This window comes from Rhodococcoides kyotonense (genome assembly GCF_001645385.1).
Classification (GTDB): Bacteria; Actinomycetota; Actinomycetes; order Mycobacteriales; family Mycobacteriaceae; genus Rhodococcoides; species Rhodococcoides kyotonensis_B.
Genome location: NZ_LVHI01000039.1, coordinates 49,376 through 74,304, shown reverse-complemented (window position 1 = coordinate 74,304; position 24,929 = coordinate 49,376). Strand labels below are relative to the sequence as shown.

24 protein-coding genes, 1 pseudogene and 1 riboswitch are annotated in these 24,929 nt (G+C 65.7%); of the genes and pseudogenes, 18 read left to right on the top strand and 7 right to left on the bottom strand.

Annotation, left to right across the window (positions count from 1 at the left end):
• Positions 1-37: 37 nt before the first annotated feature.
• Positions 38-952 (bottom strand): DUF4436 family protein, encoded by a 915-nt coding sequence (locus tag A3K89_RS22930; RefSeq protein ID WP_254303645.1) that lies wholly within the window; start codon positions 950-952, stop codon positions 38-40.
• Between the two features lie 272 nt (positions 953-1,224).
• Here A3K89_RS22930 and A3K89_RS22925 point away from each other — a divergent pair, with 272 nt between their 5' ends.
• Positions 1,225-1,950 carry a hypothetical protein gene (locus A3K89_RS22925; RefSeq protein ID WP_157105419.1) on the top strand — a complete coding sequence of 242 codons (726 nt, stop codon included), beginning with the start codon at positions 1,225-1,227 and terminating at the stop codon, positions 1,948-1,950.
• Here A3K89_RS22925 and A3K89_RS22920 read toward each other — a convergent pair.
• The 3 genes and pseudogenes from A3K89_RS22920 to A3K89_RS22910 all read right to left on the bottom strand — a co-directional run.
• Positions 1,918-3,135 (bottom strand): GGDEF domain-containing protein, encoded by a 1,218-nt coding sequence (locus A3K89_RS22920; RefSeq protein ID WP_068431247.1) that lies wholly within the window; start codon positions 3,133-3,135, stop codon positions 1,918-1,920. The genes A3K89_RS22925 and A3K89_RS22920 overlap by 33 nt on opposite strands.
• Before the next feature lie 72 nt (positions 3,136-3,207).
• Positions 3,208-4,293 (bottom strand): Rv1355c family protein, encoded by a 1,086-nt coding sequence (locus A3K89_RS22915; RefSeq protein ID WP_068431244.1) that lies wholly within the window; start codon positions 4,291-4,293, stop codon positions 3,208-3,210.
• A 129-nt stretch (positions 4,294-4,422) separates the two neighbouring features.
• Positions 4,423-4,737: pseudogene (locus A3K89_RS22910) on the bottom strand (winged helix-turn-helix transcriptional regulator); the annotation flags it as partial.
• 162 nt (positions 4,738-4,899) lie between these two features.
• Here A3K89_RS22910 and A3K89_RS22905 point away from each other — a divergent pair.
• The 4 genes from A3K89_RS22905 to A3K89_RS22890 all read left to right on the top strand — a co-directional run bounded on the left by A3K89_RS22905 (position 4,900) and on the right by A3K89_RS22890 (position 9,665).
• Entirely contained in the window at positions 4,900-5,733 is an 834-nt protein-coding gene (locus A3K89_RS22905) for a class I SAM-dependent methyltransferase (protein WP_068431242.1), read from the top strand.
• Positions 5,734-5,887: 154 nt separating this feature from the next.
• Positions 5,888-7,240, top strand: coding sequence for an MCE family protein (locus A3K89_RS22900; RefSeq protein ID WP_068431238.1), 1,353 nt, complete (start codon positions 5,888-5,890; stop codon positions 7,238-7,240).
• Between the two features lie 82 nt (positions 7,241-7,322).
• Positions 7,323-8,654 (top strand): YhgE/Pip domain-containing protein, encoded by a 1,332-nt coding sequence (locus A3K89_RS22895; RefSeq protein ID WP_068431484.1) that lies wholly within the window; start codon positions 7,323-7,325, stop codon positions 8,652-8,654.
• 81 nt (positions 8,655-8,735) lie between these two features.
• Positions 8,736-9,665 (top strand): aldo/keto reductase, encoded by a 930-nt coding sequence (locus A3K89_RS22890; RefSeq protein ID WP_068431235.1) that lies wholly within the window; start codon positions 8,736-8,738, stop codon positions 9,663-9,665.
• Between the two features lie 11 nt (positions 9,666-9,676).
• On the opposite strand, the gene A3K89_RS22885 is transcribed toward A3K89_RS22890, so the two are convergent.
• From A3K89_RS22885 to A3K89_RS22875, 3 genes are all read right to left on the bottom strand, one after another.
• Entirely contained in the window at positions 9,677-10,699 is a 1,023-nt protein-coding gene (locus tag A3K89_RS22885; protein ID WP_068431232.1) for a LacI family DNA-binding transcriptional regulator, read from the bottom strand.
• An 82-nt stretch (positions 10,700-10,781) separates the two neighbouring features.
• Positions 10,782-11,939 (bottom strand): alpha/beta fold hydrolase, encoded by a 1,158-nt coding sequence (locus tag A3K89_RS22880; RefSeq protein WP_084424018.1) that lies wholly within the window; start codon positions 11,937-11,939, stop codon positions 10,782-10,784.
• 98 nt (positions 11,940-12,037) lie between these two features.
• On the bottom strand, positions 12,038-12,820 hold the full coding sequence (locus A3K89_RS22875) for a PIG-L family deacetylase (protein ID WP_068431229.1): 783 nt from the start codon (positions 12,818-12,820) through the stop codon (positions 12,038-12,040).
• Positions 12,821-12,950: 130 nt separating this feature from the next.
• Between A3K89_RS22875 and A3K89_RS22870 the strand changes: the two genes are divergently transcribed.
• The 13 genes from A3K89_RS22870 to gcvP all read left to right on the top strand — a co-directional run bounded on the left by A3K89_RS22870 (position 12,951) and on the right by gcvP (position 24,926).
• Positions 12,951-14,597 carry an FAD-binding dehydrogenase gene (locus tag A3K89_RS22870; RefSeq protein WP_068431483.1) on the top strand — a complete coding sequence of 549 codons (1,647 nt, stop codon included), beginning with the start codon at positions 12,951-12,953 and terminating at the stop codon, positions 14,595-14,597.
• 73 nt (positions 14,598-14,670) lie between these two features.
• Positions 14,671-15,078: a nitroreductase family deazaflavin-dependent oxidoreductase gene (locus A3K89_RS22865; protein ID WP_068431226.1), complete on the top strand. Its 408-nt coding sequence runs from the start codon at positions 14,671-14,673 to the stop codon at positions 15,076-15,078.
• Positions 15,075-15,725 carry an NUDIX hydrolase gene (locus tag A3K89_RS22860; protein WP_068431224.1) on the top strand — a complete coding sequence of 217 codons (651 nt, stop codon included), beginning with the start codon at positions 15,075-15,077 and terminating at the stop codon, positions 15,723-15,725. The genes A3K89_RS22865 and A3K89_RS22860 overlap by 4 nt, the downstream gene beginning before the upstream one ends.
• Before the next feature lie 40 nt (positions 15,726-15,765).
• The gene (locus tag A3K89_RS22855; RefSeq protein WP_243636803.1) at positions 15,766-16,377 is read left to right on the top strand and encodes a CDP-alcohol phosphatidyltransferase family protein; all 612 of its coding nucleotides are present in this window, start codon (positions 15,766-15,768) and stop codon (positions 16,375-16,377) included.
• Positions 16,370-17,224: a DUF881 domain-containing protein gene (locus A3K89_RS22850; RefSeq protein WP_068431218.1), complete on the top strand. Its 855-nt coding sequence runs from the start codon at positions 16,370-16,372 to the stop codon at positions 17,222-17,224. The genes A3K89_RS22855 and A3K89_RS22850 overlap by 8 nt, the downstream gene beginning before the upstream one ends.
• The gene (locus A3K89_RS22845) at positions 17,221-17,637 is read left to right on the top strand and encodes a small basic family protein (RefSeq protein ID WP_084424016.1); all 417 of its coding nucleotides are present in this window, start codon (positions 17,221-17,223) and stop codon (positions 17,635-17,637) included. The genes A3K89_RS22850 and A3K89_RS22845 overlap by 4 nt, the downstream gene beginning before the upstream one ends.
• A gap of 6 nt (positions 17,638-17,643) precedes the next feature.
• Positions 17,644-18,378, top strand: a complete 735-nt coding sequence (locus A3K89_RS22840; RefSeq protein WP_068431216.1) for a DUF881 domain-containing protein — start codon at positions 17,644-17,646, stop codon at positions 18,376-18,378.
• Positions 18,379-18,417: 39 nt separating this feature from the next.
• A complete protein-coding gene (gene gcvH, locus A3K89_RS22835; protein ID WP_068431214.1) occupies positions 18,418-18,822 on the top strand; it encodes a glycine cleavage system protein GcvH in 405 nt (134 codons plus the stop codon).
• 179 nt (positions 18,823-19,001) lie between these two features.
• A complete protein-coding gene (gene odhI / locus A3K89_RS22830; RefSeq protein ID WP_068431211.1) occupies positions 19,002-19,499 on the top strand; it encodes an oxoglutarate dehydrogenase inhibitor Odhl in 498 nt (165 codons plus the stop codon).
• Positions 19,496-20,233, top strand: coding sequence for a transcriptional regulator FtsR (gene ftsR / locus A3K89_RS22825; RefSeq protein ID WP_068431208.1), 738 nt, complete (start codon positions 19,496-19,498; stop codon positions 20,231-20,233). Before odhI ends, ftsR begins: the two co-directional genes overlap by 4 nt.
• Positions 20,234-20,348: 115 nt before the next feature.
• Positions 20,349-20,822 (top strand): bifunctional nuclease family protein, encoded by a 474-nt coding sequence (locus A3K89_RS22820; protein ID WP_068431205.1) that lies wholly within the window; start codon positions 20,349-20,351, stop codon positions 20,820-20,822.
• Positions 20,823-21,092: 270 nt separating this feature from the next.
• Positions 21,093-21,785 (top strand): MerR family transcriptional regulator, encoded by a 693-nt coding sequence (locus A3K89_RS22815; protein ID WP_371828822.1) that lies wholly within the window; start codon positions 21,093-21,095, stop codon positions 21,783-21,785.
• A 13-nt stretch (positions 21,786-21,798) separates the two neighbouring features.
• Positions 21,799-21,896, top strand: a riboswitch (glycine riboswitch).
• 150 nt (positions 21,897-22,046) lie between these two features.
• On the top strand, positions 22,047-24,926 hold the full coding sequence (gene gcvP, locus A3K89_RS22810) for an aminomethyl-transferring glycine dehydrogenase (RefSeq protein ID WP_254303643.1): 2,880 nt from the start codon (positions 22,047-22,049) through the stop codon (positions 24,924-24,926).
• Positions 24,927-24,929: the final 3 nt, after the last annotated feature.

Below are 24,929 nucleotides of genomic sequence, written 5' to 3'. Positions count from 1 at the left end.
GTCCACAGTAGGCACCCGGCGCCGAGCCGGGCGTGCTCTAGGGAGCCTGACGCCACCACGCGAGTACGTACATGCCCATCGCGGTGACGAGACCTGCGACGACCCACAGCACCACCGTGTAGTCCACCCACGATCCGATCGGCGGACTACCGGGAAACAGGTTGCGCAGCGGCAGAACCGCGAACAACATGACCGCGAACCAGGTCACCATCGGCGGCTGGAACTTCTTGCGTTCACGGACGGTCTGCACGGTCACGAACAACGCGCACACCGGCAGCACGAGTAGAACGACGCACAGCGCGAGGGCGAAGATCACCGAGCCTGCGGTCCTGTTCGCCGTGACGCCGAACGACTGCGGGGACAACCGATCGGGATCGTCCGCTCGAACATTCCATCCGGACAGCGAATCGGTGACCGCGACGTCGGTGGCGATCGGAATGCTGCCGCGGACGGATTCGCTGGTCACCCGAACTGCGACGTCGGCGGCGTCGTGCACGTCGAACGGCCACCGAGTGATGTCACCGTCCGCGTACAGCGTCACCGGTCCAGCCCCCGGCGTCGTTCCCGCGACGTACTCGAGCCGATCACCCGCGGCAAGCGGCGAGACGTCGACGACGAGGTCGTCTTTCAGGTAACCGTCGTCGTCCACGAGATCCTGTCCCGGATAGACGGTCACTCTGGCGTCGATCGAGAAATTCGCGCCGTCCACCCCGACGACGTCGAGATACACGAGGGCGCCCGACGCGGAAGGTTCTCGGGTATCGGGCGCCCCCGCGCGGTCTCCGAGACCGTAGATCGTCACCACGACCACGTACAGCGCGACCACGAGCAGGGCGATCGACGCAGCTCGCCACGGCTTGCGCTGGGAGACAGCCCCGTCTGTGTCCTGCATGCCCATGGCGCCCTTTCCGGGTCGGACCTGGTGGGGTGCGGTGACACGAGACTCCGACAATGCGAGAGTCTAGCGCCGGCGCTCGCGCGGCGGGGTCGGAACACCCTGAACAGCAATGCGATTCGTGCGGCCTCGGGACCGGCACCGGCGAAAATCGGTCTCTCGTACCCGTTCTGCGGATACTCGATGGACAGGCATCTTGCGCGCGCACGTTGTACAAGGTGGTCCCGGCACAGAGAATTGACCGCGGTGCCTGTTTTCATGGGCAAGCACCGACATTCACACGTTTTTCCCACAGATCCGCTCGGAGCGGTTCCTCGAAAGGTCCACAGATGAGTTTCTCGACAGTCGACACAGCACCTGCTCGCTCCTGGCGGTACGTCGGGCGCGCCGAGGTGCACGACGCCCTCACCGGTCTCACCCTCGTCCGCACGACACCTCTCGACGACCCGGACCTGTGGTCCGAATACCTCCGCGGGGCGCACATCTCGTACGCGAAGCATGGCGTCGAGGTCGTCCTGGATGCCGACTCGCGGCACCTTGCATCCGAAACGGCGTTGTTCTTCGTGTCGATCGACGGAACCGGCGCCGTCGTCGGCGGAGTTCGCGGCCAGGGCGCATACACGAGTGCCGACCAGTCGCATGCGATGACGGAGTGGGCGGGAAACATCGGCCGCGAACAGGTCCGCGACATGATCGACTCGAGGCTGCGCGACGGCGTCGTCGAGATGAAAACTGCCTGGGTGGACGCCGATTTCGCCGACGCAGGCGCCGTCGCAGGTGCGCTCGCTCGCGTCGCGGTGCCGACGATGGATGCGATGAACGTGCGATGGATCATGGCGACCGCAGCGGAACACGTTCTGCGACGGTGGGAGTCGTCGGGTGGCCGCGTCGCGGAGCACGTGCCCTACGCCGCGTATCCAGACGAGCGGTACCGCACCCGCATCATGTGGTGGGATCGCCGGAGCATCCAGGTCGACGCTCGGCCCGACGTGCTGTCCCGCATGTATCGCGACGCGCGGGCCCTACGACACTCTGCGGCTGCCGTCGCCGCGTGATCTCTCACCGGTCGCAGTACGAGAGTCGGCGGACGCTCTGATGCGTGTGCCGCGCACCGAGTCGGCTCCCCAGGGAATGCGCAGAACACCTGCGTGGCAGGCGTGGTCGCGGCCGGCGCTCTTCGCTGCGTACAGAGCGATGTCGGCCGCACGGACCACCTGGTCGAGGACCGCATCGATATCCCGTTCGGTGCCGCTCGACCGTGGTGGGCGAGGTTCCGTGCCGGGGGAGGCCCGCTGCAGGTCGACGGTGAGAGCTCCGACGCTGACGGTGACCGTGCAGTCGGACCGAACCCGGTGCAGCACCTTGTCCGCCAGGTTCGTACCAGGTCGACTCGGCGCGAGGACGAGGAACTCCTCACCGCCGATTCTCGCGACGATCGCGTTCGGTGTTCCGGCATCGTCAGCGGCATCGACGAGGGCTTGCGCGACTGCAGTCAGAGCGCGGTCACCGGCCGCGTGCCCGTCGGTGTCGTTGACGGTCTTGAACAGGTCGATGTCCACCACCAATGCAGACACCGGGAAGTCGTGTCGGGCGGCCGTGTCCAGCAATTCCTCGGTGAGCGTGAGCAACCCACGGCGATTGACCAACCCGGTCAGCGGGTCGGTGCTCGCCAGTACTCGCAGCTGTTCGTTGATCACATGCAGGGCACGGCGAAGACCGGTGATGAGGACGACGGGAACCAGCACAGCGGTTGCGGCAGCACCGATCGCCACAGCGGTGACCGCCCAGCCCGACGACCCCATGCCCTCGATCGACAACGCCGTGGCCATGGCGACCGACACCGCGGTCAAGGCAATGGTCACGCGCGGCGGCGACCCCGACGCCGCGATGGCAGGCACGATCGCCAACATCGACGTCACTGCCCGCATGCCCGCCGGGTCGGCGATGAGGTAGGCGCACACTGCGACACCGGCCATCCCGCCGAAACCCAGCACGGCGAACTGCTGTTCGGTCAGCCGCCCCACCCGTGCCGCGAACAGCACTGTCACCGCGGTGAAGAGGAGCACACCGATCAGAAGCGGAAAGGCATTCGGTCGCAGGAACGTCGGCGAGATCATCGCGATGACCAGAAGCGGCACGGCGCCGGTCGCGCTGAGGATCACCATCGACGTGCGGGTGTCGACATGCGAACGCCACGAGCTCACCCACGAACGCGGGCGCAACCGGGCAAACACATTCATCGTCGAAACCCTCGAATCGGGAAGTGGACCGAACGAACACTACCTAGAGATCACACGCACGAAGTTAGTCCGCTAAGCGGTGTCGGCGTCGTCACCCGATGCGGACTGCGACGGCACGGCGGCGCGTGCCGCGGAATCACGTTGTCGGGCCAGCGGATCCTCACCGGCGCGCAGCAGTGCGTCGAGATCGATACGTCTGCGACCGGACGGGAGTGACTCACCGCGTCCGAACGTCCGTACTGCCGCGGCCACGGCCGCCCCGCCGAGCGCGACATCGCCGCCGAGCTGCGGCCACGTGGACAGAGTCGATCCGATCTGCGGTACCGATGCCGCCATCCGGGCGGTGATCTTCGCGGGGTCGAGGATCGATGCAGCTACTGCCGTCTTCTCCTCGGCAGTCATGGCCGAGAACCGGGCGGGTCCGAGATCCGGCAGAAGTCCGTGTAGCAGCGGTCGGTCCGGGTCGAGATCGAACCTCTCGACGTCGAGCACTCCGCCGTCGCTGGTTTCCATCACCACCGGGATACGTCGTCGGCGTGCGTGCTCGCGGACGAGCAGCTTTACTTCCAACGAGTCGCATTCCTCGATCACCAGATCGAGCCCGTCGACGAACTCGTCGATCGACGCTTCGGTGATGCCGTCGGTGAACACCACAACCGGCAGGTACGGGTCGATTTCGGCGATGCGACGGGCGGCGAGAACGGACTTGTTGACGCCGAGATCGAACACCGACGCCGGAACCCGATTGAGGTTGGACAGATCGAGTTCGTCGAAGTCGGCCAGCCGCAGCTCACCGCACAACCCCTCGAGGGCGAGAGTATGGGCGATCGCGTGCCCGACGCTCAGCCCCACGACTCCGATCTTCAGACCCCGAAACGTCCGTTGTTCGTCGAGAGTGATCTTGTCCCGGTTGCGGTCCAAGCGAAGCCGGTGGAAACCGTCGGGGCCGAGAACTCGCGCGACGGTCCGGCGCCACGGGTAGTGCACCCAGCGCGCCTGCTCCTCGAGCTCGGTCACCGGCCTCGGGAGCAGCTCTGCCAGCGATCGCCGCTGCTGGTCGACGGTGTCGAGAACCGCGATGGTGGGGTCGTTCAGTAGTTGCCGGGCGTCCTCCTCGTCGCCGCGAACGGACACATCGAACACCCGATGCTCGGCCACCCATACCTCCAGAAGTCACGTCACCGCCCGCACCGATGCGGACACCATCCCGATCATTCCGTACGCAGCCGAGAAAACGGGTCAGCGCGCGCGGTGCAGTGCGAGGTGTCGTCACGTCAGCGCGTGCGCATCGTCGGCAGTGTCGAGCCAGCGTGCACCCCATGCTCCCAGCGCGTCGACGACCGTGCGCAGATCTCGCCCGGACTCGGTGAGTGCGTAGTGGACGTCGTCGTCGACGACGCATTTCTCGACGATCCCGGCAATGGACAACCGATGCAGTCGTTTGGACAGCAGCGTCGGCGACATAGTCGGAAGTTGCCGTCGAAGTTCGTTGAACCGCTTGCTTCCCAGAACGAGTTCGCGGACGACGAGGAGTGTCCAGCGCTCGTCGAACAGTTCCATCGCTTTCGCCGCGGGACACAACTGGTGGTAGGTCGCCCCCATGTGCCGGATGTTACGACGGGTCGGCCGGGACCGACAGAGTCGTCCGGTCCTGTTCGCCCGAAGCCCGAGGCGGTACAGATTCAGTACTGGAGGCAGTGGGAGCAGTGCTTTTACCATTCGAAGACAGCATGTCGAGGTAACGAATCGCGAGAGGAGGATGTCATGACCGACTCGATCGACACCATCGCCGCCGACCGTGCGCTGAAGGCGGCTCATCGCTCGATGTGGGCGATGGGTGACTACCCGGCCATTGCAGCCGAGGTAGTGGGCGAACTGGGACCGATGCTCGTCCATGCGTGTTCGATATCGCCAGGACAACGAGTACTGGACGTGGCTGCGGGCAGTGGCAACGTGGCGCTTGCCGCTGCGGCATGCGGCGCGCACGTCGTGGCTTCGGACCTGACACCGGAATTGTTCGACGAAGGACGGCGACTCGCGGCAGAACGCGGACTCACCGACATCGAGTGGCGTGAGGCCGACGCCGAGGCGCTCCCGTGGAAGGACGGCGAGTTCGATGCGGTGCTGTCGTGCATCGGGGTGATGTTCGCGCCGCACCATCGAGCGGGAGCCGACGAGATGATTCGCGTCGCCCGGCCAGGCGCGTCGATAGGGATGGTCAACTGGACCCCCACGGGCTTCATCGGCCGCATGTTCGCCGCACTGAAGCCGTACGCGGCACCGCCCCCGCCCGGAGCGCAGCCTCCGCCCCTGTGGGGTGACGAGGCTCACGTGCGAGAGTTGTTCGGAGATCGAGTCGCCGACCTGCAGTGCACGAGGAAGAAGTTGGTCGTCGACATGTTCGCGGAGCCCGACGGCTTCCTCGACTACTTCAAGGCCAAGTACGGTCCGACCATCGCGGTGTACTCGCGCATCGAGGCCGAGCCGGACAAGGTTCGGGCACTGGACGCAGTCCTGCGGGAACTGGCCGAGGAGTTCTACGACGGAACGTCGATGGAATGGGAGTATCTGTTGGTCACCGGCCGTCGCGCGGAGTGACAGCCGTCGGGTGATCGTGTGCGTCACATTCCCTTGTAACTGTGACCCCGCGTTACATTAAGATTCGCGGAATGAGCGCACACCCCCTCCTCGTGTCGTCCTGTCGGTCTGCGCGACGCTCGGCCGGAATCGGGTCGCGGCCGGGCGTCGCCGCATGATCGAATCTCCGTCACCGCTGAAGCGGCGACTGCTCGGCATGCTCCTGTTCCTGATGATCATCGTGTTCGTCGCGTGGTCGATCACGTCGTATTCCAAGACGTTCAAGACGGTTGTCGACGTCGATCTGATCACCGACTCCGTCGGAAACGCGTTGCCCGCCAACGCCGACGTGAAGGTTCGCGGCTTGATCGTGGGGGAGGTGCGATCCACGTCGGCGGCCGACGGTGTGGTCACCGCCCGTCTGTCCATCGATCCGGACAAGGCCGACCTCATTCCGTCGGACACGACGGCTCGTCTGCTGCCGAAGACGTTGTTCGGTGAGCGATTCGTGTCGCTGATCGTGCCGAAAGGCGCGGGGAGAGAGCCGATCACGAACGGCTCCGTGCTGAGGCAGGACACGAGCGGCGCAGCCATCGAGGTGGGCCAGCTGCTGGACAACCTGCTTCCGCTGCTCGAAGCCGTTCCGCCGCAGGACCTCGCGAGCACGCTCGGAGCGCTGGCGCAGGGACTGACCGGGCGCGGCAGCGATCTCGGGTTGACGATCGACCGACTCGAGCGCATCTTCGCCGCCCTGAACACCGAACTGCCCACCATTCAGGACGATCTGCGTGGCCTCGCGGATCTGACGCAAACCTATTCGGATGCGGCCCCGCAGTTGGTGGACGCCCTCGACAATCTCACCGTGACAGGGAACACGGTGGTCGAACCGCGACCTGCGGTGGACACGCTGATCGCAACACTCACGTCGACGGCCGGTACGACTTCGGATTTCCTGCAGGCGAATTCGGACAACCTCGTCGGCATCGCCGCGGACTCCCGTCGAGCGCTCGAGCTTCTGGCCGAGTACTCGCCTTCCTTCGGATGTACGTTCGCGCAGTTCGTTCCGACAGTTGCCGAGGCGCAGAAAGTCATCGGCGTGGGCGACGAATACCGCGGCATCAACGTCACGATGCCGATCGTGAACCCCAAGGGCCGCTACCTGCCGAACCAGGACGAGCCGCGGTTCCTCGACAACCGCGGGCCCCGGTGCTTCGAACCTGCCGATACCGCCGCCGGTGAATTCTTCGGCCAGTATCCGGGCGGTTCCGTGAACGACGGTTCGTACCAGGTCCCGTCGAGAAACCCGGGGCCGCAGGATGTTCCGGAGTTGCCGGCGCCGCAGTACTCCGCGGTACCCGCGGCTTCCGACGCTGCACTGCCGAGTGCCTACGAAGGCTCGGACTTCGAACGCGACACGCTCGCCGTGATCTACGGCGAAGCAGGAGGCGTCGCTCCGGAGGATGTGCCGTCGTGGACGACGACCCTGGGCGCACCCGCTCTACGAGGGGCGGAAGTAGGCTTCCGGTGATCGGCGATCGGTGTCGCCGACCGGCAAGGGTTTGCCGCGTGGTGCACGCGACGGACCTCTCACTGCGTTCGAGGAGTCGTGGATGACAGACGGGAAGCCCGAGCACGGGCAGCACGAGCGATCCGGTGCAGGTGCGCTTCGCGTGCCTCGGCTGTGGATCGCACCGATCCTCGTGGTGTCGGTGCTGATGTCCGTGCTGGCTGCGGTGTACATGGGTGGCATCCTCGATCCGAAGAAGAGCTTGCACGACTTCCCGATCGCTCTCGTCGTCAGCGATGAAGGGGACGTTCTGCCGACGGGTGAACAGGCGAATTTCGGCAACCAGATTCGCGATGGACTGGTTGCAGGGATCGACCCGAACACCGTCGACCTCAGGCAGATGGGGATCGCGCAGGCGCACGACCAACTCGACAGTGGAGACGTGTTCGGCGCCATCGTCATTCCGAGCGACTTCACGAAACGCCTGTCCATACTGGCGCAGGCCAGTGTCGTTGCAGGCGACGTCGACAAGCCTGTCATCACCGTCTACACGAACCCGCGTGCAGGAACCCTCGGCTCGTCGTTGTTCAGCGCGATCGGCGATCAGGCGCTCGGTGAAGCCAATGCCAAGGTCGGACAACAGCTCACGGAGCAGGTGCAGGCACAGCTCGGTGCGACCGAAGCGTCGCCGATCTCGGGCGCCGCTGCACTGACGCTCGCCGAGCCGATCGACATCATCGTCACTCCGCACGATCCACTCCCGGACGGAACCGGCCTCGGCCTGTCTGCGTTCTACTATGCGCTGTTGCTCCTTCTCGCCGGCTTCACGGGCGCGATGGTCGTCAGCTCTCTGGTCGACAGCGTCCTGGGATTCACGCCGACCGAGTACGGGCCGTTCTTCCGTCACACGGCGGCCGCGCCCATATCCCGCCTGCAGACCATGCTGATCAAGTGGGCGCTCATGGCCATCGTCGGCCTGGTGGTGTCGGCTTTGTATCTGCTGATCTCCCACGCGCTGGGTATGCCGTCGTCGCATTCGCTGCTGCTGTGGATGTACGGGGCGTTGGCCATCACCGCGGTCGGTGTGACGGCGGTGTCCATCGTGTCGGTGTTCGGCACGCTCGGCCTCTTGATCAACCTGATCCTGTTCGTCGTTCTGGGGCTACCGTCGGCGGGCGCAACCGTCCCGATCAGCGCCGCACCGAGGATCTTCGGATGGCTCGCACAGTTCGAGCCGATGCACCAGGTCTACCTCGCGGTGCGCGCGATCCTCTACTTCGACGCCCGATGGGACGCAGGCCTCGGACACGGAGTGACCATGACGTCGATCGGTATGGCGATCGGTCTTCTGGTCGGTCTCGTCGTCGTTCGCCTCTACGACCGCAAGGGCTTCGAGCGCCGCAACGGTGCTCTCGTGACCTCGAGGGACAATTGATGGACAGGTCGCTTGTCCGAGCTGCCGCCCGCCCTGAATAATCGGGTGCACCACCTCACCTGACTGGAGTCGCGAAAATCCATGCAGTACAACACCCTCGGTAGCACCGGGCTGAAGGTCTCCGCCGTATCGTTCGGAACGGCGCCCCTCGGCGACATGTTCGGAAGTGCCGACGAAACGGCGGCGCTCGACGCCGTTCGTCGCGCAGTCGACGCCGGAATCAATTTCTTCGACTCGTCCCCGTACTACGGGCAGGGGTTGGCCGAACGCCGGCTCGGTCGCGCCGTCGCCGGAATACGCGACGAGGTATTGATCGGCACCAAGGCGGGTCGCAACGGTGCGAACGATTTCGACTTCTCGCCCAACGGGATTCGCACGAGCCTCGAGCGCAGCCTCGAGCTGCTGGGCACCGATCACGTCGACGTGTTCCAACTGCACGACATCGAGTTCGTCTCTCTCGACGGCGTGTTCGGCGACGCCTACGCGGAGCTCGTCTCGCTGCGCGACGAGGGCAAGTGCCGCTACATCGGCATGACCGGATATCCGATGCACACGCTGGCCCGCGCGGTGACCGAGACGGACCTCGACGTTATCCTCTCTTACGCCCACTTCACGTTGCTGAACACCGAACTCGAGACGGTACTCGCTCCGGTGTGCCGCGACAACGACACGGCCGTGATCAACGCTGCCGCAGTCGCTCTCGGTCTACTGACGCCAGCAGGCCTGCGGATCGATCTGCCTGCTCCGCAGGAGATTCTCGATGCGGCACGCGCCGTCTCCGCGCTGTGTGCCGCTCGCGGCGTGGACGTGTCCTTTCTCGCCAACCAGTTCTCGATTCAGCGATCCGGTTGTGCGACAACGGTGATCGGCACGACCAAGGCCAAGAACCTCGATGCAGCAGTGGCCGCCGTCTCGGCGCCCATCGACGAGGAATTGCTCGCCGACGTCCTCGCGATCACCGACGGTGTCCGCAGCACGTCCTGGATCAGCGGCCTCCCCGAGAACAACTGACACCGAACGCGTCATCGCCCCGGCATGTTGTGCGGGGTGATGACGTCGATCTTGGACCGGACGGTACGGACCGAGCCCGACAGCGCCCCGTGGAACGTCATGATGGACCGGGCCGCGTACCGCATGTCCTCGCGCAGGTCGTGGTGCAACACCGCCGTCAGGTGACCGGTCTGCAGAAGCGCACGATTCTCCTGGGCCAGATCGTGTCCGACGAACACTTCGCATTCGCGTCCGGCGGCCGAAAATGCATCGAGCACACCGGAATTGCCGCCACCGATGGAGTAGACAGCGCGGATGTCCTGGCCTCGCTCCAACTCGGCGGCGACGAGTATCCGAGACGTGTCGTCGAGGCCGTCGGTGTCCGAGATCTCCACGATGCGACGACCTGGGTCTCGTGCTCGCATCGCGGCACGAAAGCCCATCTCTCGTTCTTCCTCGCCGCGGAAGAAATTGCGGCTCGTCATGACCAGGACGGCCGCGTCGGACTGCCGTAGCCACTGCGACACCAGATATGCCGCAGTGCTTCCCGCGGCGCGGTTGTCCATCCCGACGTACGCGATCCGATTGCTCGCGGGTACGTCCGTCACGAGCGTCAGAACCGGAACGCCCGCGGCCGTCACTCGATCGATCGCCGCAGCCACGGCAGGTGTGTCCGGAGCTTTCAGGATGACGCCGTGGCTGCCCTTCGCGGCGACGGAGTCCAGGGTCGCGACGAGGTCGTCGACCGGCCAACCCTCCTTCAGATGAAACCGTGCGCGGATGGCCGCGGGCCGCAAGCCCGGAAGCTCGGCCTCGAGGGACTCGCGCACGAGACGGGAGAATCGATTGGGTGTGTCCATCACGACGTCGACCATGAACGTCCGGCCGGAGAGCCTCAGTTGCGTGCGCTGACGATCGAGGTCGGCGATCGCCTGTTCCACCTGCAGGACGGTACCGGCACGCACACCTGGGCGTTTGTGCAGGACGCGATCGACGGTCGCCTCGCTGACGCCGGCTTGCCTCGCGATCTCGCGCACCGGATACGGGTGGGGCATCGGATAACTCCTGAGGGGTTTCGGATGGATCCACGCTGGGTGTCCGTCACGACCATAGCGTCGCGGGCCGCCGCAGCGTCGGTCACCCCGGCGACGTCGTCCGACGAGTGACGTCGCCGCTCACCGGGAGCGCCGAGCGGCCCGACGAGAACACGCGTGGTTCGAGAAACGGCAGTACACGGTCGACGACGGCATCGTTGTACCGCTGCGGTTCCTGGCGCGGATTCGCATGACCGGTTCCCGGCATGCGGACGACACGTAGCTGCCCGTCGGATCCACCTACCCGGTCGAACAGGATCGACTGCGAATAGTCGACGTCGACGACGCCGTCCGCGCGTCCGATCGAGGGACGCATGAAGACGATTGCCGGACTGGGCTTTCCGTCGACCGGGCGGTTCAGCGCATCGAGGTTGTCGAGTGCGCCGGACGCGACGATGGTCCTGAACTGCGACTCGATGAACCCGTTGCTCGCGGCCGAGGGGTTCAGGATCTTGTCCCGCATGACTTCGTCGAACGCGTCGACGGCGTCGTCCCAGTGGATTCTCGGGTACCACGACGAATGCAGGTCGACGAATCTCTCGGAGCGAGCGGCCATCTCGACGACGGTGCGTAGCGTGCGACTCTCACGCGCTCCCGGCAGCCAGCCGATCCACCGCAACAGGTTCTCACCTGCGTCTCGACTGCTTGCGCGCACGGCGTGCAGGTCGAGGGGCGTGCAGTCCAACACGATTCCGGTCACGCGGACGTCGCTGTCCTCGTACAGATGCTGCGCGACCTCGAGCGCGACGACGCCACCCATGCTGTGGCCGACCAGCACGACGTTCTTCACCCCCGCGGTCTTCGCGCGCGCGGCGATCAGCTGGCCGATCACCTCGGTGTCGATACCGCGGTTGTCGTAGCGCACCGCCCAGACGCGGCCGATCGCACCGAATGCAGGGAGCGACATCGCGGTCGGTGCTGCATCGACGTTGCCCAGTCCGACCATGTCGACGACGGCGGTAGCGCGGTCTCGAGGATCCGCTGCATCGAAGATCTGATCGACCTGAGGAGTCGTCGACGCGAGTCTGCGTTGTTCGGGCGCGACGTCGTGCTGCCAGTACAGATTCAGCACGAGCAGGAGTGGAATCAGGGCGAGTGCCGTGCGTAGGAGCGCGCGACGCGTTCGGCCGAGAACGATCCAGTCGTGCCCCAGCCGAGTCTGCGCCAGGCGCTCGCGACGCAGCCGGTCGTCCCATCGCACGAGGTGAACTCTCCGGACCTACTCGTTCGACTTCAGTGGTCTTCGACCACGGTACGCGTCGTCGGCGACACCACGACGCGGCCGCGTCGACGCGCAGGTCACCGAGGCGCGAAGGGGTCCGTCGCGTCGCCTCTCAGCTGTCGATGGATGAACCACTCCGTGCCGAGGGTGTCGCGTCGATCCAAGTCGTTCATGGCGACGAACTGGCTCGCGCCGCCGCCGCGCGCGAGTTCGGATTCGTGGGCCGTGAATGCGGCCCACTTCGTCTCGAAGAACTCCCGAACGTCGACGGTCACCGTCACGAGTTCGTCGTCGACGCCGGGGATTCCGGGGCCGGGCTGCGGTGCCGTGCCGCCGAACAGCGTTCCCCACCGGTTCTCGACCTCGCTGCGCGGAAACGTCGCGAAACACAGATGCGACGGCGCCCATGGCGTCCCGGCGTTCGGGTAGAGCTGGTGATGACTTGCGGCCTCCACAGCGGCAATGGTCACCCTGTGTGCGTGGACGTGGTCCGGATGTCCGTAGGAACCGAAGGCGTCGTACGTGACGACGACGTCGGGACGGAAGTCCCTGATGTGGCCGACGACTTTCCCGACCGCCTCGTCGAACGGCGCGGAACAGAACTTCACCCCGTCGTCGAACGCGTTGTCGGTATACCCGAGCAGGCGCGGCTCGCCGGCGCCCAGAATGTCGAGCGACCGCCGAAGTTCCTCGACCCGGCCGCTTCCCTCGCTCCACGTACAGGTGACGACGCCGGTCCGTCCGCCCCGACGAGCGGTGCGGGCCAACACGCCCCCGGTGAAGAGCGCTTCGTCGTCGGGGTGCGCGTGGACGCAGAGAACGCTGGGAACGTGATCGTCGTCGGTGGTGCGAACGGGCATGGCAGGTACCTTCCGGTCGGCAGTCGACAGCAGAGTAGTGCAGAACCCGTGCGTTCGCCCTCGACTCGTTCGCCATGGCGTCTACAGTCGGAGCGCAGTACCGGCGGGGTGTGGATGAGAAGGGGTGGACATGGTCGTTTCCAAGGCGGATGTCGTCGTCGTGGGGGCGGGCCTGGCAGGCCTGGTCGCGACGGCCGAGCTCGTGGCGTCGCGCAAGCACGTGATTCTGGTGGATCAGGAGAGCGAGGCCAATCTCGGTGGTCAGGCGTTCTGGTCGTTCGGTGGCTTGTTCTTCGTCGACAGTCCCGAGCAGCGCCGCTTCGGCATCAAGGATTCGCACGAGCTTGCCTTGCAGGACTGGATGGGCACGGCCGGGTTCGACCGCGAAGAAGACCGGTGGCCGCGTCGCTGGGCGGAAGCCTACGTCGAGTTCGCCGCAGGGGAGAAGCGAAGCTGGCTCCGGCAAAGAGGATTGAAGATCTTCCCGCTCGTCGGATGGGCGGAACGAGGTGGATACGGTGCCACCGGACACGGCAATTCGGTTCCGCGGTTCCACATCACCTGGGGGACAGGGCCTGCGCTCGTCGAGATCTTCGCCGATATCGTGCGCAAGGGCGTCACCGACGGGCTGGTCACGCTCGCGCACCGCCACCGTGTCGACGACATCGTCGTCACCGACGGCGCCGCTACCGGCGTGCGCGGCACCGTTCTCGAACCGTCGAGCGCGCCACGCGGAGTCCCGTCGTCGCGTCTCGGCATCGGAGAGTTCGAGTTCGACGCGCCCGCGGTCATCGTCACGTCCGGAGGCATCGGCGCGAATTGGGACCTGGTCAAGAAGAACTGGCCCGAGCGCATGGGGCCTGCGCCCAAGCACATGCTCACCGGTGTACCGGCGCACGTCGACGGCAGAATGTTGCAGATCACCGCCGACGCGGGCGCGAGCGTCATCAATCCGGACCGCATGTGGCACTACACCGAAGGAATCACCAACTTCGACCCGGTGTGGCCGAACCACGGTATCCGGATCCTGCCCGGCCCGTCGTCGCTGTGGCTCGACGCGCACGGACAACAGTTGCCCGCACCGCTGTTTCCCGGATTCGACACCCTCGGCACACTCGAACACATCGTCCGGACCGGATACGACTACTCGTGGTTCGTGCTCGATCAGAAGATCATCGAGAAGGAGTTCGGGCTGTCCGGCCAGGAACAGAACCCGGACCTGACGGGCAAGAGCGTCCGCAAGCTTCTCGAACGCGTGCGATCCGGAGCACCGGGACCGGTCGAAGCCTTCAAGCGTCGCGGCGAGGATTTCGTCGTCGCCGACTCGATCGGCGAACTGGTAGCCGGCATGAACCGGATCGGCGAGGTCGAACTGAAAGCAGGCGACATCGAACGACTGGTCACCGCACGCGACCGGGAAATGGACAACGACTTCAGCAAGGACCTCTCGGTGTCGGCCATTCATGCGGCCCGTAGATACAGGGGCGACAAGGCCGCACGGATCGCCACGCCGCATCGGATGTCCGATCCTGCATCGGGACCCTTGATCGCGGTCAAGCTCCATCTTCTGACCCGGAAGACACTCGGCGGGCTCGAAACCGACCTCGATTCCCGAGTTCTTCGTCGCGACGGACAACCGTTCGACGGGCTGTTCGCAGCCGGTGAAGTGGCCGGGTTCGGTGGAGGCGGAGTCCACGGTTACCGGTCGCTCGAGGGCACATTCCTGGGTGGATGCATCTTCTCGGGCCGAGCTGCAGGTCGCGCCGCGGCGCGTTGACCGGAGCCGGTGTTTCGACGCCCCGTCTCGGTAGAGTGAACCGCACCGTTCAGCCGCAGACGAGGAGTGTTCGATGGCCGATTTCAACGAGCAAGTCATCGCGGAGTTCCGCGCGAATCACGGCAAAGTGGGAGGGCCGTTCGAGGGGGCGCCACTGCTGCTGCTTCACAGCACGGGGGCCAAGTCCGGTGCTCGGCGCATCAGCCCCGTGATGTACCTGCCCGACGACGATCGTTACGTCATCTTCGCGTCGAAGGCAGGGGCCGACACGAATCCCGACTGGTACCACAACCTCAAGGCCAACCCGGATGCCGCGATCGAGGTGGGGGATTCGACGGTCGACGTCGTGGCTTTGGAGATCACCGGCACCGAGCGTGACGAGTTGTATCGCAAACAGGCAGAGCTGTACCCCGGCTTCGCGGAGTACGAGAAGAAGACGTCGCGGGTCATTCCCGTCGTCGCGTTGTCGGCGAAGTCCTGACAGCGAACACGGCGGACGCGTCGGGCGCCGGTGAACCGCCCGACTACCGACTCGAACGCTCCGACGTCGTCGCTGCTCTCTCGTCGTTCGTCCCCACGACGGTCCCAGCCCGGGCGAAGCGGGCCGCGTCCGTGGCGCTGGCGATCGGTGGCACACCGGGACACCGACGACTGCTTCTCACCAAACGGCCGTCGCGCCTGCGTGCACACCCGGGGCAGTTCGCGTTGCCCGGCGGCAGTGTGGATCCGGGCGAGTCGTCGGTCGAGGCCTGCCTGCGTGAACTGCACGAGGAGCTCGGGTTGCGGGCAGACCAGGATGCCGTGCTGGGACGCCTCGACGACTACGAGACCAGATCGGGCTACGTGATCACGCCGTTCGTCGTCTGGGTCGGTGACCGCTTGGCCGAACTGAAACCGAGTCCCGACGAGGTCGCCATCGTGTACGAGGTCGGGGTGTCGGAAATCGACATCGATCCGCGATTCGTGACCATCGAGCAATCGGAACGACCGGTGATCCAGTGGCCGTTCCGCGAGTCGCTCGTCCACGCGCCCACGGGCGCGGTGGTTCACCAGTTCCGAGAGGTGGTACTTCGAGGACGACACACACGCGTGGCAGACTTCGAACAGCCGGTGTTCGCGTGGCGCTGACGCATCTGCGTTCGCCAGTTCAGGAATCGAGGTGCGAGTGGTGAGTCCGTCCGAAACTGATCGGGGCGATCGCATCCTGACCGTTCCGAACGTTCTCAGTGTGCTCCGTCTGCTGCTGATTCCGCTGTTCCTCTACCTGCTCCTGGTCCGCCACGCCGACGGTCTCGCACTCGCCGTGCTGCTCGCGAGCGGTGCGACCGACTGGCTCGACGGGAAGCTCGCCCGCGCCCTCGACCAGTCGTCACGGCTCGGTGAACTGCTCGATCCACTGGTGGATCGGCTGTCGGTAGTGACCGCGCTCGTCGCATTCGTCGTGCGCGGCATCATTCCCTGGTGGGTTGCGGCCTTGCTGATCGGGCGGGATCTCGTCCTGGCGGGAACGATGTTCGTGTATCGGCGACGGGGACTCCCTCCGCCGCAGGTCATCTACCTCGGCAAGGCGGCGACGTTCGTCATCATGATGGCGTTGCCCGTCCTGCTGATCGCTGCAGGGGATTCGACCGTCGCCGACGTGTGCTCGCCGATCGGATATGCACTCCTTGTCTGGGGGACGGCGTTGTACACGTGGACCGGCATCTTGTACACGTACCAGGCGATTCTCGTCGGCATGACGACTCCGACAGCCGAAAGCAGGCCGACTCCTCATGCGTAGGCCGGCGCAGCGCAATCCCCAGTCCTCGCTCCTTCGGTCGCTGACGTCGGAGCATCTGGACCCGGGCTACGCGGCCGCGTCGGAATCTCGCCACGCGAAGAACAACCGCTCGCGACGGTCGGCCGCCACCTGGACGATCGCAGGAACGCTCGCGGTCGGGGCAGTGTTCGGCGTCGCCGTCGGCCGCACAGCGCTCGACCCGTCCGATGCTCCGGGGGTGGGACGAGATGCGCTCGGTGCAGCTCGCGAGGCGTCGCATCGCGCCGACGAGCTCGATGCGCAGCGCGCCGAACTGGTCGTCGCGGTCGACGAGGCACGACGAGAAGCCTTGCAGAGCGACGATGCGGGCAACGACGTACTCGGCTCGCTGCAGTCCGTCGCGGACGCGGCAGGAACGACGCCCGTGACGGGCCCCGGCATCAGCGTCGTCGTGTCCGAGCCGCCGGCCGCGGCAACCCTGTCCGACGCGTCCACCCGGCCCCGCGGATCATCCGCCGCGACCGTGTTGGATCGAGACCTGCAAGTCGTCGTCAACTCCCTCTGGGCCAGCGGCGCCGAAGCGGTTGCGGTCGGCGGCATCAGGATCGGTCCTGGTGTCACCATCAGGCAGGCGGGAGGGGCGATGCTCGTCGACAATCGGCCGGTGCCGTCGCCCTACACCGTGTCGGCGATAGGGTCGCCGACACAGCTGCAAGCTCGATTCTCGGTCAGCGACGCGTACCTCCGGATGTCGGCGCTGTCGCAGCTCTACCGCGTCGGATTCGACGTGCGAGCCGAGTCCGAGATCGATCTACCCGCAGCGGCCAGCCGCCCGATCGCCCTCGCACACCAGGACGGCCCACGATGACCGACGAGCGCACGCACAAGGACGTCGACGATTCTCCGCACGAACCGCCGGAGCACCGGCGACGCGGTGGCAGCCTGATTCTGTTGGCCTTCGTGGCACTCGCGATCGGTGTCGTCATCGGGAGCGTCGCGAGTCCCGAGGTGCCCGACCCCGTGGCCCCGTATCTGCCCATCGCCGTCGTGGCCGCGTTGGACGCCGTGTTCGGCGGTCTTCGTGCCTACCTCGACGAGATCTTCGACGCGAAGGTGTTCGTCGTCTCGTTCGTCTTCAACGTGCTCGTTGCCGCGTCGATCGTGTGGCTCGGCGATCAGCTCGGTGTCGGAACCCAACTGTCGACCGCGATCGTCGTCGTCCTCGGTATCAGGATCTTCGGAAACGCTGCGGCACTCCGGCGCCGCCTGTTCGGAGCGTGAGACACGGTGTCGCAGGAAGGTCGCCATCAACGCCGCGGTGAGAACCGTCGTCGGTCGGTCGTGTTCGGATGCCTGGCTGTTCTGCTGATGACGGTCCTCGGAATCGGCCTGGCCGCGCAGGTGCGAGTCAACGACAACGAGGACTATCTCGACTCCGCGAGGCCGGCCGATCTGCTCGTCGTGTTGGACAACCTCGGCCGCCGAGAGGCAGCCATCCGGGAGGACATCGCCACCCTGCAGAACACGTTGACGACGCTGCAGAACGAGAGCGGGGGATCCGGCGCGGCGCTGGACGAGGCTCGCGCCGAGCTCGACGCACTGTCGATCCAGGTCGGGTCGGTCGCAGCGACCGGGCCTGGCGTCGTCGTCACGGTGACCGATCCACGAAACGGCGTCGGGTCCGAGGTTCTCGTCGATGCAGTACAGGAACTTCGAGCAGCCGGTGCCGAAGCGATGCAGATCGCCGGTGCCACAGACGAAACGGTTCGCATAGGCATCGATTCCTGGATCGCCGGTCCGGCGGGTAACACGGTGGTCGACGGCCGGGAATTGAAGGCGCCCTTCGTCATCACCGCGATCGGCGACCCGCCGACGCTGTCGGCCGCGCTGGACATCCCCGGTGGCGTCGTCGACACGGTTGCGAAAAGCAGTGGGGAGTGCGCAGTGTCTCAATCTCAGCAGGTCACCGTGTCTGCCTTGCGAGACCCGCGATCACGTCAATACGCTCAGCCCGGAAACTAGGTCGAGCCCGCTCGACTACCACCCGAAAGGACCGCCGAGTTGAGTGACAACGCGCCATCCGCCGAATTGTCGTACACGCCCGAGCACGAATGGGTTCTGCGGACGGGACCGACGACGGTCAGGATCGGCATCACCGACTTCGCCCAAGGACAACTCGGCGACGTCGTCTTCGTTCAACTTCCGTCCGTCGGCGACGAGGTCACAGCAGGAACTTCGTTGGGCGAGGTCGAGTCGACGAAGAGCGTGTCCGACGTCTTCGCGCCGTTGACGGCCAAAGTCGTTGCTGTCAACGAAGATCTGGATGCTGCGCCCGAGAAGGTCAACTCGGGTCCGTACACCGACGGGTGGTTGGTGGAGTTGGAAGTCGACACCGAAGCGACACTGGACGCGGCGGTGTCACAGATGCTCGACGCGGACGGATATGCTGCCATTACGGCCGGGTAACTTCGCGGGAGCGGACCGGAGAAACGGTCTACACCCATGCTCGTGTGCAGGGTACGGTCGTGGGTATGTAGATGCCGTGTCGGGGGCACAGGTCCGCACAAAGAACTGAACGTGAAAGCTGTCTACTGCGAGACCCGAGGTGTACGTCGCCCGGGTGATCGGACTGAGAAGGAGAAACGGTGAGCGAGAACGACAACGACGGCATCTACGGAGAGTCGCCGGCGGAGACCACTTCGGTCTTCCGTGCAGACTTCCTGCAGGAGCTGGACAACTCGGCGACGAGTCAGACGTCCGAGGCTCCGGTGTCGGGTGTGGAGGGCCTTCCGGTCGGGTCCGCGCTTCTCGTGGTGAAGAGAGGCCCGAACGCCGGCTCCCGTTTCCTGCTCGACCAGCCGACGACGTCGGCCGGCCGCCACCCCGACAGCGACATCTTCCTGGACGACGTGACCGTGAGCCGTCGCCACGCAGAATTCCGCCAGGACGAGGACGAGTTCCAGGTCGTCGACGTGGGCAGCCTGAACGGCACGTACGTCAACCGTGAACCGGTCGACTCTGCCGTTCTGGCCAACGGTGACGAGGTACAGATCGGAAAGTTCCGCCTGGTCTTCCTGACCGGGCCTCGCGGCGGTGCCGGTACTCAGGTCGGCGAGTCGTCTGCGGGTGCGGGCAGCCAGTGACCGCCGTCGGGCAGCGGTCTCCCGGGGGGATGTCGATTGGCTCCGTCCTCGATCGACTACGGCCCGACTTCCCCGACGTCACCATCTCCAAGATCCGATTTCTCGAAGCAGAGGGATTGATCTCGCCGGAACGTACGCCGTCCGGCTATCGGCGGTTTTCCATCGCCGATTGCGAACGCCTGAAGTACGTCTTGACGGCGCAGCGAGATCAGTACCTGCCGCTGAAGGTCATCAAGGAGCAACTGGAGGCCATCGACAGTGGCGCGGCGCGTGTCGAGCGTGCCGAGCCGACCTCCCGCCGGCCGCGCTCGCTGAGCGTCGCGCCGGGGGAGGTGTCGCCGGAAGAGTTCCTCGCCGACCGTGAGGTGCGTCTGAGCAAGAGCGATCTCTTGGAGCGCGCGGGAATCGAGGATTCGTTCCTCACCGAGCTGATCCGCGCCGGCCTGATCACGCCCGGCCAGGCCGGGTTCTACGACGAAGGCTCGGTCGTTCTGGCCAAGACCGCACATGCGATGTTGCAATTCGGACTCGAAGTTCGGCACCTTCGCGCGTTCAAATTGGCCGCCGACCGCGAGGCGGGTCTGGTCGCGCAGATCGCCGGGCCCGTTGCGAAGAGCCGAGACGCCGGTGCGCGAGACCGCGCGGAGGAGATGATCCGCGAACTCGCGGCGTTGTCGCTGACTCTGCACACGTGTCTCGTGAAGGCAGCGGTGCGCGGGGCACTCGATCGTTGATGTACGGAGGAAAGTCGGCGGACACCACTACGACCGCCGACTTCCCATAGACTCGAATGCAGTGGACGGACCCAGACCTGCGGCCCGATTTCAACGCGTGTGGGAGGCAGTCACCATGAGTGAGATGCGAGTCGTCGGTATCAGGGTCGAGCAGCCGCAGAACCAGCCGGTTCTCCTGCTGCGGGAGTCCGATGGAGAACGGTATCTGCCCATTTGGATCGGGCAGACGGAGGCGGCAGCCATCGCGCTGGAGCAGCAAGGCGTCCAGCCGGCCCGACCGCTGACCCACGACCTGATCAAAGACCTGATCGGCGCCCTCGGGCACACCCTGAAAGAGGTTCGAATCGTCGACCTCCAGGAGGGCACGTTCTACGCCGATCTCGTGTTCGACAAAGAGGTGCGCGTCTCGGCTCGACCGTCCGATTCGGTCGCCATCGCGCTGCGCGCAGGAGTTCCCATCTACGCGGAGGAGCCGGTCCTCGCCGAAGCGGGCTTGCTGATGCCCGACGAACGCGAAGACGAAGTCGAGAAGTTCAAGGAGTTTCTCGAGTCGGTATCCCCGGATGATTTCAAGGCCACCGGCGGGTAGAGCGCCCGATTCGATAACGGAAGAGTCTCAACCTCAACTTTAGGTTCAGTGTTACGGCGCGTTGCGTTGATTCGCCCTCACTCGGGTCCTAACGTTCCGCCTGTGAGTTCCGCTCGGCGATCCCATGTCGTCGCTGCGTGCCGGGGAGTACTCTGGCCTCGTACGCGGAATGGACCTCACGCGGCAGGAAGCCGGGAATTGAGCCCGGCCGGATCGAACGAAGTTGGCGATCCGTGCGCAGTGTCGAGACATCCGAAGAGGGAGCAGTCAGTGGGAGATCAGCCGCAGGAACGCCGCCACGGTTCAGCGTCCGACACGCCGGACACCGCTGAACAGGACGCGGTGGACACGGCGTCGTCCGACACCGCCGCATCGTCCGACACCTCCGCGGCCGAGGCGACCCCGGCGACTTCCGTCCCGGACTTCCAGCCAGGCTTGTTTCCGGACGATTCGGTCCCGGACGAACTTGTCGGCTACCGCGTTCCCAGCGCGTGCCAGATCGCGGGCATCACGTATCGGCAGCTCGACTACTGGGCTCGCACCGGGCTTGTCGTCCCGTCCATCCGGAGCGCGGCGGGTTCGGGTAGTCAGCGTCTCTACTCCTTCAAGGACATGCTCGTCCTGAAGATCGTCAAGCGTCTCCTGGACACCGGAATCTCGCTGCAGAACATCCGTGTCGCCGTCGATCATCTGCGTCAGCGCGGGGTCGGCGACCTGGCCAACATCACGCTGTTCTCCGACGGCACGACGGTGTACGAGTGCACGTCGGCCGAGGAGGTCGTCGACCTGCTGCAGGGCGGACAGGGTGTCTTCGGAATCGCGGTGAACGGCGCCATGCGTGAACTGACCGGCTTGATCGCGGATTTCCCGGCCGAACGCGCCGACGGCGGCGATTTCGAGACGACGCCCGAGGACGAACTCGCGTCGCGACGCAAGAATCGCGCCAGCCGAAAGACCGGTTAGACTTTTCGCACGTCGCGCTTACGCGGGAGAGTTCCGGGACAGCCAGTCTCGGGCGCCGAAGGAGCAACACCTCCCCGTCAATCTCTCAGGCACACGGACCGTGTGAGCCTCGACGTCTCTGGAAAGTGATGGGAGCACCCATCCGCCCAAGGGGAAAGGCCGGACGACGTCGTCGTCGCCCCGGCTGAATCTCTCAGGCGCCCGCGTCGGTGGGCATGCGACAGAGGGGGAGGGCCCTGTCGCACGCACCTGGAGTGGCTCGTGATCGATCCGACCGTCCCCACCGACTCTTCGTCGACGCCGAGCGAGCGCGTGTTCGCCGATCGGCATATCGGACCCAGCGCCGACGAACTCGAACGAATTCTGCACGTGGTCGGGGTGCCGACGCTCGACGACCTCGCGACCAAGTCCGTGCCGCAGGCGATCCTCGACGACGCACCGTCAGGAGTCGGCGCCGGCCTCGACGCGTTGCCGCTCCCGGTCGGCGAGCACGACGCGCTTGCCGAACTCGCGCAGCGCGCGGAACAGAACACGGTCGCGGTCTCGATGATCGGACTCGGCTACTACGACACACTGACGCCCCCGGTCATCACCCGCGGCATCCTGGAGAACCCGGCCTGGTACACCGCGTACACGCCGTATCAGCCGGAGATCAGCCAAGGTCAGCTCGAGGCGTTGCTGAACTTCCAGACGATGGTGGCGGATCTGACGGGCATGGAGGTCGCGAACGCGTCCATGCTCGACGAGGCGACCGCTGCAGCCGAAGCGATGACATTGCTCCGACGAGCGAACCGGGCGTCGACGTCACCGAGATTCGTCGTCGACACCGACGTCTTCCCACAAACGCTTGCGGTGCTCGAGACGCGTGCGGCACCGCTCGGGATCGAACTGGTGCGGTGCGACCTGTCGCACGGTCTTCCGGACGGTGAGTTCTTCGGGTTGCTGACGCAGACACCCGGTGCGAGCGGCGTGGTACGCGATCTGTCGGTCATCGTCGCCCGTGCGCACGAGCGGCGTGCGCTCGTGGCCGTCGGCGCCGACCTTCTCGCGCTGACACTCGTGACTCCGCCCGGGGAGGTGGGAGCGGACGCCTGCTTCGGAACTTCTCAGCGCTTCGGCGTGCCGATGGGCTACGGCGGCCCGCACGCCGGCTACTTGGCCGTTCGATCGACGCATTCGCGGCAGCTGCCCGGACGGCTCGTCGGGGTGTCCGTCGACGCCGACGGCGACGTGGCCTACCGTCTCGCGCTGCAGACCAGAGAGCAGCACATCCGTCGTGAGAAGGCGACGTCGAACATCTGCACCGCGCAGGTGTTGCTGGCGATCGTCGCTGCGATGTACGCGAGCTATCACGGCAGCGACGGATTGCGTTCGATCGCGCTGCGGGTCAAAGCGCATGCAAGTGCTCTGGCGGCGGGGTTACGCGATGCGGGTGTCTCGCTGGCCGGTGACGCGTTCTTCGACACCGTGACGGCGACAGTTCCGGGGCGTGCCGGCGCCGTCGAGGCCGCCGCCAAGGACGCGGGTATCAACCTGCGCCTCGTCGACGACGACACCGTGAGTGTGTCCTGTGACGAGGCGACGACGGACGAGCACGTCGACGCGGTGCTCGCGGCGTTCGGCGCCGAGCGGTCCGATGCGAACGGCGCCGACTCGCTTCCTGCTTCTGCCCGACGCACGTCCGAGTTCCTGACGCATCCTGCCTTCACCCGGCACCGCACCGAGACCTCCATGTTGCGATATCTACGCATGTTGTCCGACAAGGACATCGCGCTCGATCGCAGCATGATTCCGCTGGGTTCGTGCACGATGAAGCTCAACGCGACCGCGGAGATGGAATCCATCACGTGGCCGCAGTTCGCGAGGCTGCACCCGTTCGCGCCCGACGACGACACAGTAGGCATCAGGTCCGTCATAGCCGACGTCGAGCAGTGGCTCGTCGACATCACCGGCTACGACGCGGTGAGCCTGCAGCCGAACGCGGGCAGTCAAGGCGAATACGCTGGGCTGCTTGCCATTCGGGACTATCACATCGGTCGCGGCGACGGTCATCGGAACATCTGTCTCATTCCGTCGAGTGCGCACGGCACCAACGCGGCGTCCGCGGTCATGGTCGGTATGAAGGTCGTGGTCGTCGCTTGTCGTACCAACGGCGATGTGGACGTGGACGATCTGCGCGCGAAGATCGATCAGCATGCCGACTCGTTGGCCGCGATCATGATCACGTATCCGTCCACCCACGGTGTGTACGAGCATCAGATCGACGACATCTGTGCGGCAGTCCACGACGCGGGCGGCCAGGTGTACGTCGACGGGGCGAACCTCAATGCACTTGTCGGACTGGCCCGTCCGGGAAAGTTCGGCGGAGACGTCAGCCACCTGAATCTGCACAAGACGTTCTGCATCCCTCACGGCGGTGGCGGCCCGGGTATCGGACCCATCGGCGTCCGTGCCCACCTGCAGCCGTACCTACCGGGACATCCGCTGCGCGAGGGACTCGGAGGCGGCGCACCCGTCGCCGCTGCGCCGTACGGAAGCGCGTCGATCCTGACGATCACGTGGGCTTACATCCGGATGATGGGTGCGGTGGGGCTGCGACGTGCGACGCTGACGGCCATCGCGTCGGCGAACTACATCGCCCGTCGCCTCGACGAGCACTTCCCCGTGCTCTACACGGGCGACAACGGCATGGTCGCCCACGAATGCATCCTCGATCTTCGTGAGCTGACCAAGCGGACCGGTGTGACCGTCGACGATGTGGCAAAGAGGTTGGCGGACTACGGTTTCCATGCACCGACGATGAGCTTCCCGGTTGCCGGGACGCTCATGGTCGAGCCTACCGAGAGCGAAAGTCTCGAGGAGATCGATGCATTCTGCGACGCGATGATCGCCATCCGCGTCGAGATCGATCGCGTCGGCTCGGGCGAATGGCCCGTGGACGACAACCCGTTGCGGGGCGCCCCGCACACTGCGCGCAGCCTCGCGCGGGAGTGGTCTCATCCGTACACGCGCGAGGAGGCCGCATTCCCCGACACGGGCGCCGGGCGAGCCAAGGTGTGGCCTGCCGTGCGGCGAATCGACGGCGCACACGGAGACCGCAACCTGGTCTGCTCGTGCCCGCCGATCGAATCGTTCGCCTGAACG